Genomic DNA, 12,078 nt, shown 5'->3' with positions numbered 1-12,078 from the left:
TATCGAGTTATTTATTGACATTATGTAGAGGGCAGCTTAAAAGAAAATTAGAGGTTGTGTCGCAAAAATGACATCGTCATGTATCGACCCAGCGCTGGATACAACAAGAAGTACAATCAATGGTTAGAAAACGAGGATGGAGATGCAGCCATGTATACGGTTTCTTGTTACACACTTTAGGCACATGAGCCAAGTTATCGGTTTCTAGGACACAGCCAAGTTAATTCGGAAAATAAGGGCTACGTACACATCAGGCCTCAAGTGTATTTTCTCTTAACTGGGGCGGTCCGATCTATGAGACCGCGTCAAACAAGCAAGACGCGATCCCCGAACTACTATTTTTTCCCAATTGAATGTATGTTTTTTTCCAGTAGATCTAATTGCTCCTCCGATTCAGTTTTCGGCGGCGTAAAGAAACGGAAACTTCCGGTAGCAAGCTTACTTACTATATTCGCAACACCCGCAGTACATACGGAAACAGTTAGAAACGTAATATCAGTAAATAATTTCGACCAACCACGATGTTTTGCTAGTTCTGGCCGCGCCTTGTTAATAGCCTCAGCACATCGTTGCTTAAATTGTTCTTCATTGCCCTCTTTATCAAAAAAATCGTGGCCAGCCTCTGTCAAAGTTATGAGTAATTCCACGGCCTTTTCCGCAGCAGGCTCGTAGCGCTGCTCCTTGTGCGCTTTATCCATAAGATCAGCGATTTTAATTGAGATGGTACCAAGCGCCTCTACAAATAACTCGCTCGCCTCATTTTTTTCGAGTTTGTCATCTTTTATGCCACTGTGGATTGTTTCAACAGTGGGATTTTCCTCATCAACCACAGAACTCTTTAGAGTTGCTGTTTCTTCATTAATTGAATCATTAAGAGAATGCTCTGGTTCTTCAACAATCTCATCAACCAGTGCATGACTATACATAGCCATAAAATCATCAATGGCATTCTCAATTGAAGAACGCTCATCTGGATCATTTTTCAACATGCCAAGCAAAGTAGTTTTAATAATTACTTTTTCGTCATCGCTCAGGTCCTCAATACCAGCGAAAATATTGGTTAGTAATTGCTCCGGAGAATAGCTCCAAGGCGTGTAATCTCCAGTATAGGTTTCATCATTAGGACACCAAATCCTAGCAATCGTACGCCCCATAGAATAAACATCTGATTTAGCGTTAATGCTCATGGGATCAGATATGGTTTCTGGAGAAAAATAACCCGGGGTACCTACCACACTTCCATCAGGATTATCTATGCTTAAATCATAATCAAGGATTTTAACTACAGCGGGTGGTCCCAGGTGAACAACCTTAATATTTTCGGGTTTAATATCCCGGTGAATAAGACCTTTATTGGTAACCTGCTCATCTAATGCCAATAGCAGTGCGAGAGTTAAATCAATACGTTGGTCAGTGGTTAATATATTGATACCATCCAGATCATCCGAGATTACATCGAATAACTCTGGCCCAGTAATTTCGTCCATAACTGTATAACTGGTTTGAGAAAATAAAGATTTATCTTCGACAGTTGGTTCTTTTAGCGAAAGATGCTCGGCTCGTTTTGCAAATGCGAATCCTTGCCGAAAACTGCGTAGGGAATTATCACCCAAATCGTCGTGTTCTTGAATTTTGACCACACGCCTTTTACCATCTTTTCCTTGTTTTTTGAATTGGATCGCTTCCTGTTCTGAATCTAAAGCAATAGTGCCCTTAATTCTTTTGACTTTACCGTATGCACCTTCGCCAAGAGCTGCTTTGTTGCTTATTGCTTCATAACGAACACCTTCGTGCCCCTCTTTTCTAGCGCGTTGAAACACATCATTTTTAAATACAAACTCAGTTCCATCATCAAACGAATAGACTTCACCTTTTTTCCATACTCGAATACCCTTTTTTTCCTGTGAATCAAAAAATTGAAGCAAATGTTTGATATTTTCCTGACCAACTCTCTTTAAATTAATTTCTAGATCCGGCTTCTTAGCAAACAATTTATCAATATGACTATCTGAAACGTTGCCTGGTGGAAATAATATCTCCCTTTCCTCATCCGTTAGACTATTAAGCAGCTCCAGTTCATCGCTACTAATAACGTTTTCTGGCATTTGCTGGCTATCAACTTCCTCTAAATCAGTTACCCACCTTGGATAAGATGCATCCTTAGCATTTTTCTGTTTATTTAGTAAGGACATCATTCCTTGCACGTAACTAAGCAATACACCGTCCTTATCATTAACAAGATCATCCATTTGCAAATCAAATATAGCTAGGAACTCTCTTAAAACCTCACACTCATCCTCGGTCTCACTTACCTGTTGCTCGTCAAGAAAATCTGTTTCGAAAAATGGGGCTTCTAAGCCAGCGTCATAAGGCTTGGTTGTATAAAAATCAGCAGATTTGTATGTCTCATCAAAACCTAAATGAGTAAGCCACTCCTCCAGCTCAGCCTCCGTTTGAAAATCTGGTTCATTTGTTTCATCAAAATGGGCTTCTTCCTTTACTCTCTGCTTTAGAGTTAACATTTTAATTAAAAGACTGAGTAGTTGACCTGACTTGTCATTCAAGACCTCATCAATTTCCAGATCAAACTCGTCTAAAAGTTCACTGAGAATTTCAGGATCGATCTCGTCGTTATTTTTTGATTGAACTGTGCTATCTCTTGGCGGTTCATCATCATAAAGAGGCTCAAAGTCTATACTTTCTTCGTCAAAACTAGTTTCTTTCTCGATCAACTTGCTACTATTTGGAACCTCCTTTTCTACAAAAAGGTTTTGCCTACCCATTGCGAGTAATTTCTCCTTGTCCTGACTTAATTGCTCCCAGATAAATTCATCATCTTCAAAAAGAGGAGGTTCTTTTAAGGGCTTTAAGTCGATCAAAGCTCTAACAACATGTACCTGAAATTCCATCTCTGTATCTGGAGAATCCCCTTTTTGTATTGAAGAGATATAAACTGGCTGCTCTTTTTCGGCACCCTGTTCCTCCATCATTAAATTAGAAATTTCCTGCTCAGAAACACCTGCGTTTTTTAATGCAGCCTCCAGTCTCTCGCAAACATCCATCATGCCTTGTTCTGCAGCAGTTAATTTTCTTTGAGTTTGAGAAACATTTTGATTAGACCCCTGCTTACGTGCATCAATCAGTGTCTCCTCGATATCCTGAGTTATTATCTCATCGATTATGCTCGAATTAGGGTATTTGGACGTTAAAGAAAAGAGAAAATCCAGATATTCACTATAGTGCTCGATATGGGTGGTTTTTATGATTTTACAGGCGCGATTAATGAGCTCATGGTGTGGATTGCTTATCAGAACCTCACTAGGATGAGATTCATAGGCTAAAATTTCTTGCTCGATTAACCCTGTAATATTGGCAAATGACAATGATTTAAGCTGTGCCTCTTGCCTTTCATCGCTAGAATGGGCTACCACATCACTATTTAATTGGGTTTGCGAAGGCTTAATGGCATCAGGTGCCTTATCAGTTTCCTTTTTAGTCGTCGTTGAATGGGAACCAATCGCTTTATTAATCGCAGTTATATCTGATTGATAGCCTTTAGGCAATGCACGTTTATAAGTGCCTGTTGATGGGTGACATTCTTCCACCGTTATACCTAGCGTATCTGATAACTTAACAGGCTCTTCTAACTCAATTTTTAACTTATTTAAACCATCGATATTCAGCCTGCCCTCTCTAGCAGCTTGAATATCTCCCGCCAATCTTTTATGTCGAGCTTGAAGTTCTTTTTGAATTAAACGGGTACGTTCATTTAAAGTCTTTTTGACTCTGCCTCTACTCATTTTAAGAAACGCTAAATTTTAAACCATATGATCATTATGTGATCTAATGATTAAGAAAAAATTAATGCCTCTGTCGCAAAAATGGCACAGTCAAGTTAACTTTTTCCAGCGCAAGGAAGAGGAAAGGCTCTGTTGCAACAATATTTTTGGAGCACGCACGGAGTTATTTTTGGTCGAATTTATGCCGTGAGTCGGCAGCGTCAACTTAACTTAACGAGAAGCAAGACAGGTCTCTGGACAAATTTTAGGCGCAAAGAGGCTTGCTTGGAGCGGATTGCCAAATTTCTCTAGTCTTCTGAAACTGGGCTCGTTGCTTTGCTGCTGAGTTTGTGTCACGCCCAACTACTACGGCGAAGAGATTTGTTGTTGCTCATCGAAATGCCATTTATTGGATTGTCTTGGCTCTCTTCTTAATCACATGCCTTAAATGAGGGTCAAATTTGATGCACTATTGACCTAAGGTCTCATAGCTCACTTCAATCCCGCGATACAGAAATCACTCCGAAACATCTCGATAGCTGTCATTAAACCGACGATAACGCCATACGGCAAGGCTGATTATCTCTAAAGGATAACGATATCTCTTCGACTTTTGCTCCAACATCTTTCCACCAGATAAATAGAGCTTAGGCTAACACCAAAGTTAGCTTGACGATGCCCCCAAAGCCAACTTTTAAAATCACAAGAACTCAATGAGTAGACTAACTAACATTTCACCAGCATCAAATAATATCCTGCTTAACATGATGCCACTTAACACTAATCATTGCTCACTGTCCCTATGCAAACGTCAGATCTCACTTTGACGGATCATTTTTGCGGTAGAACCCAAGTTTCGGAGCACATGGGCCCAATAGAAATACACATTTATCTACTCTCTCAAAGGCTATACATTATTCAAAATAATATATAAAAAAATAGTACTCATTGTTAGTATAATACACGCTCTTAAGCCTCTGTCCGCTCTTCTTGTGGGGGTGCTAAGTAATGACAAGGCCTGCAAATTTAGCAATATAACAGGGATGAAAAAAGCTACGGGCGTAAAATACTGCGTTGACGTATAAAGAGTTGCAGAAACGGCAGGTATAAAAAAGCGCAATGTAATAACTATACACTCAATAAGAAATAAATAGATAAACAGTTTTGCTGTAATAATCAGTCTATTTGAATAGTCCAGGTTGCGTGCTTTAAGTGAATGAAGCATAAAAAATATAGCAATCAAGCCGACTACAGATAGCAGACTGAATAACCAATACACAGCCACTAATAGATTAATAATGCCAGCATAATGGCCTATGGATGGATCTAGCCCATAAATTATCTCATTTACTATAGAATAATATACAACAGCAGGTGGTATAACCGTGGTATCTATTACTTCTCTGTATGGAATTTTATAAACACCTACAATAAAGACTAACAATGTGGCTATTAACAGGGTTTTACTTTGATAAATATTATCGCTTTTTTTCATTACTAATCCTGACCTTCGCCCGAGTTAACGGAAACTATTGTTAACTAAATTGTAGCGCGTATCTTCAAATTTTTTGGCCTCAGATAATTAAGGTAAGGATGCTTCCTTTTTTATTTTAATACTTCTCAATGTATAATTACATTGTTGAGATTATTTTGGTAATTGATCTTCTTTCTTCATCCGTTAAAGAATCCCATTTTATAAACTCAATTGCTACATCATTTCGGTTTATATTTGAAATTTTAGGAATATTTATTAGTTTGATGTCATAGCAACTTGAGTTAAAAACATCGTCTGGAACAGTTTATCTATAACAGTCAATAAAGTTTTTTATATCGTTTAAATCCAAAGATAGATTTGATTTTTCTTATGGGTTTAATCACCCAGAGCAGCTCTCGTCCCCAAAAAACTGAATAGATTATAATTAGAGTATTATGGCCTTATTCCTTCCTAATCCGAAGAATGCTGGCTAAAAATCAATATTGTACTCCCCTTATTCACGTGTTGGTTTAAAATTAACGTTTATTTCTAGCAATAACTTGATGGAGAGGGCTTAAATTTTGATTGTTGAATACAAGATTCAAGCCCTGAGCCAATTTGTTGTTTGTTATAACCCGTGAGTTTAGGCAATTCTAAATAAGTGCGCAGTGCCCGTCTTTGAACAACTCAAGTCTGATCAGACGATATTTATGTAATTGTCTAATTGTACAGGTGTTATTTTGTCCTCTTAATGTAATTTTAATAATATTATGGCTTTCATTATTATCGATTACAGGCTGATATGCTCTCAATTCCTCTGAAAAATAGCTAAGGCCTATATCTGCTTTTTTGTAAGTTGCAGAGCTACTTATATTGCTATAACTTCCAGCGCTGTTCTTAATAGTGAGATTATTGCTTACTGTAACAGCTCCCTCTAGAATACCTTCGGGATAAGAAATTTCTAAAGTTAATGCGTTTGCACTACAGGTTATTAAAATTCCTAGAAATATTGATACTAATTTCATAGTTTTTCGCTCCAGTAAATTAGATGTTTTTTTGATTAAATTATTATCATTTTGCCCATTATATATTTTTTGATGAACATGTAAAAAATTCGGAAGTTTCTTTACTCCCCTGCTTTTTCAACCAACTGCACATCTTAGACAAAATTTAAAGTTAGTTGTTTAAAAAACTTAGAGGGTCAGAATGTTTAGATAATTCAAGCCCACATTGACCAGAGATAAACTTTAGTCTTCTTTGTAAGCCGCCGTCAAAATGATGAATATCTTCTTTTTCCGTGAAAGAGGCGATAAGCTCTTCAACCGTTTCTATTTTACATTCCTTCGCTTTTTGAATAATTTCTTTGACCAAGGTTAGATCTTTACTACCATCTCTAAAAAACCTGAGTTTAAGATACGATCCAACAGAATTTCCATTTGCATAATCCTCGAGTAATTTAATTGAGCTTTCTAGATTAGATTTTCCTTTAGTCCATTGAATATAATAGCTTTTTAAGTAAGTACTTCCAATTGTCATTAAATTAACATCAACTCTGTATTTTGTTAAATTTCTAATGCTATTTGATACGATATTAAGAGCATTTTGTAATTTATTTTCGTCTAAATTAATAATGCCAAATCGACCTGAATTATTATCAACAACCCATTTTCCATCTTTATAATTTATTTCACCACCGAAATAGCAACATTTGGTGTCAGTACTCGTAGCGACATTACCTTTTTTATCAAATACTGGAGATAACGTTGGGTGGCCAAAACCACCACTTTTATAAAGGGTTTTCTTTATTTTTGTCCATTCATCGCTTTCATTTTTTAAGCCAAAAGCTTGTGGATACAACCAAGGTTTTTCTATCCCAATATTAATATTTCCTTCTTGATCAATGACCCATAAATAAGAAACCCCAGGAATAAGTCCATCAACATCTCTTATATGAGAGAAGCATGGGTTGAGTCTATTTTTTTCCTGCTCTTTTACTCTATTGGGGGCTTGTACGTAAAATTTTTCTTTTTTTAAAAAAATATTTTTTTTAATAGTTCAATTAGAAACATATAAAAACCAACCCGCCAGCATCTAAATTCGTAATTTGGTCTTGATAATTTTTAATTAAGTTTTTTTCTTCTGCCGTCGTGCAATTGGGAATTACATCTTTTTGTACATCTTTTGGCACAATCTGGTATTTTTTGCAAAATATTTCAAAATCCTTTAAGGCTTGTGCAGACAAAAGACTACTCTCATAGATGTAATTGATTTCGTCTGTTGGATTAGTGGCTCGCATCTTAATAAGGCGTGCTCGATTTTCAAGATTTAAAAAAGAAGCTGGATTTTTGCTAAGCCAAATTTTGATAGGGCGATGAGGGTTAAAATTATAAGTCATAATAAATTCTCGGTTAACTAAAAGAGCATATCGAGTTATTTATTGACATTATGTAGAGGGCAGCTTAAAAGAAAATTAGAGGTTGTGTCGCAAAAATGACATCGTCATGTATGGACCCCAGCGCTGGATACAACAAGTAGTACAATCAATTGTTAGAAAACGCGGATGGAGATGCAGCCATGTATACAAGCTTCTTGGCACACACTTTAGGCAATGGCGTTATCATCGGTTTAATGACAGTTAACGAGAGGTTTCAGAGCGGTTGCTGTCATTAAATCGGTGATAACCCCATACCGCAATACTGATTATCTCAACGGGATAACGATATCTCTTCGGCTTTTTCCAACATCTTGCCACCAGATAAATAGAACTTAGTCTAACACTAAAGTTAAGTTGACGGTGCCGTTTCAGGGTCTATTTAAGATTAAAGCTTCTTTTATGGCCAGCGCAGCTTTCAATTCCTCATAATCAGAACTTAAATCTGCAATAACTTTTTCTGGTTGGGAGGCCTCAAGCTTGCCAAGTAAATCACTAATCGCTTGTCCTAATTTATTAATTCTTAGAGCCAGGCTTGCAGTGGGCTTTTGCTGATACTGTTCAGTTAATTGTTGATAGAGGGCTTGTTTGCTGTCCAGGAAATTAAAAACACCTTGCAGCTTTTCACAGCGCTTATCAATGTCTTCCTTCAGTTGCTGCAAGGCTTGATGTGCCTGATGAAGGCGTGTCATACACGTATTAATTTCATTTTGCTGTAGCAATTTCCCGTAAACAGGGAGTCCATTCTGATTAAAAAACATACTAGGCATGTTAAATTTTCCTATTTCCATTTATTAACTGTAAATTAGCGTACCGTCATTGGTTGGAATTACAATTCCATCTTCTTTCCTTGTAACAACAACACCCACATCCTTCCGTGAAAAAATATCAACAGGTAGTTGAACACTGTCAATCAAGTGAGTAGCTTTGGGGAATAGAGAATCATCTCCATGCACTACCTCGTCTACAAGCCCACCAACCACGGCAAAGCCATTTGAATCGTCTTCCTGCACCTCTCCCGTATCAGGCACAAGCGCTTGATGTTCAATTAATGCTTCCTCAGGTTCATTATTATCCATTAATAGAAATGCTGCTCTATTTTCTTTCTCTAAATCTTGCTCAACTCTTTCAAGACTTGCTTGATAAGTGGATAATTGCTGTTCATTAATAGCTAGCTTGGCAGCACTTACAACACCAATAACAGCCGCAACACCGAACGCAAGGTAGTTTTTTATGCCCTCCAGGAATAATCCGAAAGGAGCCAAAAAACCTGTAGCAATTAATACCAAATTTACCAGGGTCCCAAAAACTAAGAACCCTGAAAAGAGAGGGCCTGCATTTCTTCGTGCATAAGATTGTTGGGCTGCCGATTCTAGAGCAGGGTTTTTGATATCTGCGAGAGCTTGTACGTGTAATTGTTTTTGCTGGTCAAAATGCTTCTTCCTGGCCTGGAATACTTTATTGTGGCTAATATTGTTAAGGTCCATTTCCTTAAGAGATTGAGCTAGCTCTTCCAGCTTTAGGGCATTGACCTGGCCATTGGCAAGAAGTGTACCTTCAAATAAAGCGGCAACCGTTTTTGATTGAGAAAACTCCAGGAATTCTTCTGCGAAACTGTCACTCTCGACAAGTTCTTTTTGTTTGTCCTCGTTGTCGTTTCTAATAAATTCCTCAGCAGAAAGGAACAAAGTTTCTCTATCTTCAGGTTTTCCCGTGGTGTTACGGATTATAGTAGCAAGCCAAAGAGAAGGATCTTTCGATGAATAGGAAATAGAAATACCGCAAGGGATACCGTTGTCATTGTAATAGGCAAAATCTACTTTCTTGATACTCCTTATGTAGGCTGCAAAATCCTTTGGATCTCTCCCTGTATCTTCCTTAAAAAAATCGGGGCTCGTCATAAAGCCATCCAAAAGGAAGTGATAAAGGCCTGCGGTCAAGTTGCCTTGAGCGTAATCATAGCTAAAGGTATTACTCCAATCACGAACATAATCCTCACCAGTCTTACCTCCACTCGGAAGAAAGGGATTTCTTGGTAAATCTTTAAAAATATTGTCTACATTTTCTATGTAGGACGATGTTTTAAGAATCTCCTCTGCTACATTGAGCATTCTGCCACTGCGTGAGCGTGAATCAGGGAAGTATTTGCTCTTAAATACAGACCTTACTACATGGGGATGGTTTCCAGTAATTTTTCTCACTTGGGGCATGAGGTTTCCTTTGTGTTCATTTTATATAAATGATTAAAAAACCAACCTTATACATAAGTAAGAAGACCATAACTTGCAGCACAATAATGGAGCATATATAGATTTCTTTACCTTACTTTCTTCAGTTAACTGCCTTTTCTCTTAACTGGGATGGTCAGATCTATGGAGCCACGTCAGTTGGCTAATTACATTACAAAGTATGACTAACTACCCTTAGCGTTTTATTATTGGTTGTGTCGTAAAAACGACATCGTCAACTTAACTTTAGTGTTAGACTAACCTCTATTTATCTCGTGGCAAGATGTTGGAGAAAAAGCCGAAGAGATATCGTTATCCCGTTGAGATAATCAGTATTGCGGTGTGGAGGGTTCTGTCGCAAAAATATTTTTAGAGCGAGCGGAGTTATTTTGCCTTCATAATTTTTAGTGGTCGGCTTAACCAATAGTAAACAAAGCCCCATATTACCTAACTGCTTAAGCGATCGCTTTTTCTTGAGAGAGCCATTTTTACTTCTCTTCTACTGGAACAATGGTGCAATAACCTTGTTTCAGCAGAGTAAATTATCACAGCATCCCCCAGCTCAAGTCTTGTAAGAAGCTGTTGTTTTTCCTGAGCGAAACCCATTTCCTCTTCCCCATAGTCGGTTGCCTCACGGGTAAGGATAGCCATGATTAGATTCTCTATGGCCAGTTCCGACAACAGGTGGTAATCAATTTCAATCATGATTAAAAATAATCTTCTTTTTGAAAATAAAGAGCATTAGATCTATAAATATAGAAACCCTTGAATACTTCAAAGTTCAGAATACTAATCATAGGAGTTAATATGCATGGGATAACTATGTTCAAATGGTGCTTAATAGGAGCATTTATTCTGTCGATGCCTGTATTAGCGAATGAGCAACCCAAATTGAAACTAGTTGATTCCTTGATAGATGATTATCTGCAAAAGTATAAGAATGAAGAGCTGGTCACCGGGATTGGTGCGGCTTTTTTAAGCGGAACTGGTGTAACATCTACAGCTCTTGGGTATGAGAGCAGTAAGAGGAAAAAATTACTTACGCCTAATGCCTATTTTCAAATTGGAAGTGTCACTAAATCGTTTACAGCCGCGCTTATTCTAAAACTAGAAGCTGAAGGGAAATTAAATATCAATCAAACAATTGGAGATTGGCTGCCCGAATATAGAGATTGGCGGGCCATAACTATCAAACAATTATTAAATATGACTAGTACCATTCCAGGCTATGCAACTATTCCAATACTGGAAAATTCGATAACCAAGAATCTTAAAAAACAGTGGACTAATAAAGAATTAGTGGACTTAGCTTATAACTATAAGCATCCAACCTCCGGTTATAATTACTCTGATACCAACTATCTTATTCTGGGGATGATTATCGAGAAAGTAACTCACGATTCATTTTCCCACCAGTTGGAGGAAAAGATTTTAAAACCTTTGCAATTGAAAGAGACTTATTATGTTACAAAATCGTTTACCCCGCAGTTTTTAGGAAAAATGCCGGAAAGTTATTATTACGGTAAAACCGGGGTAAACCTTCAACGAGCTCAGATGGGAACCGATGTTAATTTATCAATGGCAGGACCTGCTGGTGCAATCGTGGCAACTACAGCTGATGTTGCTTATTGGATAAAAGCCCTATTCTCATCAAATTTTTTACCATCGCGCCAACAACGGGAGTTAAAATCACTGGTATCAATGAAAACGGGTAAATCGATTACTGAAGTTAGTCCAGAAGATCCCAATGGTTTTGGTTTAGGTGTTGTTCAAGGTTATAATCCAAAACTAGGCAAATATTGGTATTACGAAGGCGATACCGTGGGATTTAGGGTAATTTATGTATATCACCCCTGTAATAAAAAAGCAGTGATTATTGCTTTAAACAGTTCACGTTTTGTCGATGAATCCACGGCAGACCATAGTGGTGATTTATTATTAAATTTATACCAGGCCGCTTTTGGTCTAGCTCCTAAATGCGAATAAAATTTGCTCTTTCAGGTTTCTAAATGATCGCATTATGCGTAAATTTCGAACCCCTTGAGACTCAAAAATAATCGCTGCAAAAGGGTCTAAGTTGAGTTATGCTCGAATCTGGTGTATGTGAAAAATAAATTAGGTGGCGTATCCTGTTGATTGTTCGCCAAGAACATAATCAACAAAAGG

General features: G+C 37.6%; 9 protein-coding genes. 1 reads left to right on the top strand and 8 read right to left on the bottom strand.

The window, feature by feature from the left end:
• Positions 1–335: 335 nt before the first annotated feature.
• The 8 genes from Lfee_RS07715 to Lfee_RS07680 form a co-directional block, all read right to left on the bottom strand.
• Entirely contained in the window at positions 336–3,719 is a 3,384-nt protein-coding gene (locus Lfee_RS07715; protein ID WP_162262674.1) for a protein kinase domain-containing protein, read from the bottom strand.
• A 967-nt stretch (positions 3,720–4,686) separates the two neighbouring features.
• Positions 4,687–5,274 (bottom strand): hypothetical protein, encoded by a 588-nt coding sequence (locus Lfee_RS07710; protein WP_058445510.1) that lies wholly within the window; start codon positions 5,272–5,274, stop codon positions 4,687–4,689.
• A 632-nt stretch (positions 5,275–5,906) separates the two neighbouring features.
• Positions 5,907–6,278, bottom strand: a complete 372-nt coding sequence (locus Lfee_RS07705; protein ID WP_058445508.1) for a hypothetical protein — start codon at positions 6,276–6,278, stop codon at positions 5,907–5,909.
• Between the two features lie 151 nt (positions 6,279–6,429).
• Positions 6,430–7,110 (bottom strand): DUF5617 domain-containing protein, encoded by a 681-nt coding sequence (locus Lfee_RS07700; RefSeq protein ID WP_058445506.1) that lies wholly within the window; start codon positions 7,108–7,110, stop codon positions 6,430–6,432.
• 202 nt (positions 7,111–7,312) lie between these two features.
• Entirely contained in the window at positions 7,313–7,648 is a 336-nt protein-coding gene (locus Lfee_RS07695) for a glycosyltransferase family 88 protein (RefSeq protein WP_058445504.1), read from the bottom strand.
• Between the two features lie 407 nt (positions 7,649–8,055).
• Positions 8,056–8,454, bottom strand: a complete 399-nt coding sequence (locus tag Lfee_RS07690) for a hypothetical protein (RefSeq protein ID WP_058445503.1) — start codon at positions 8,452–8,454, stop codon at positions 8,056–8,058.
• Between the two features lie 24 nt (positions 8,455–8,478).
• Entirely contained in the window at positions 8,479–9,894 is a 1,416-nt protein-coding gene (locus tag Lfee_RS07685; protein WP_058445501.1) for an RNA methyltransferase, read from the bottom strand.
• Between the two features lie 465 nt (positions 9,895–10,359).
• The gene (locus tag Lfee_RS07680; RefSeq protein WP_058445499.1) at positions 10,360–10,617 is read right to left on the bottom strand and encodes a YheU family protein; all 258 of its coding nucleotides are present in this window, start codon (positions 10,615–10,617) and stop codon (positions 10,360–10,362) included.
• Positions 10,618–10,719: 102 nt separating this feature from the next.
• Between Lfee_RS07680 and Lfee_RS07675 the strand changes: the two genes are divergently transcribed.
• Positions 10,720–11,898 carry a serine hydrolase domain-containing protein gene (locus tag Lfee_RS07675; RefSeq protein ID WP_058445497.1) on the top strand — a complete coding sequence of 393 codons (1,179 nt, stop codon included), beginning with the start codon at positions 10,720–10,722 and terminating at the stop codon, positions 11,896–11,898.
• The last annotated feature ends 180 nt before the right edge of the window (positions 11,899–12,078 follow it).

It is taken from the genome of Legionella feeleii (genome assembly GCF_001467625.1).
Classification (GTDB): domain Bacteria; phylum Pseudomonadota; class Gammaproteobacteria; order Legionellales; family Legionellaceae; genus Tatlockia; species Tatlockia feeleii.
Note: the sequence above shows the minus strand (reverse complement) of the source record. Positions and strands in the feature narration are given on the sequence as shown.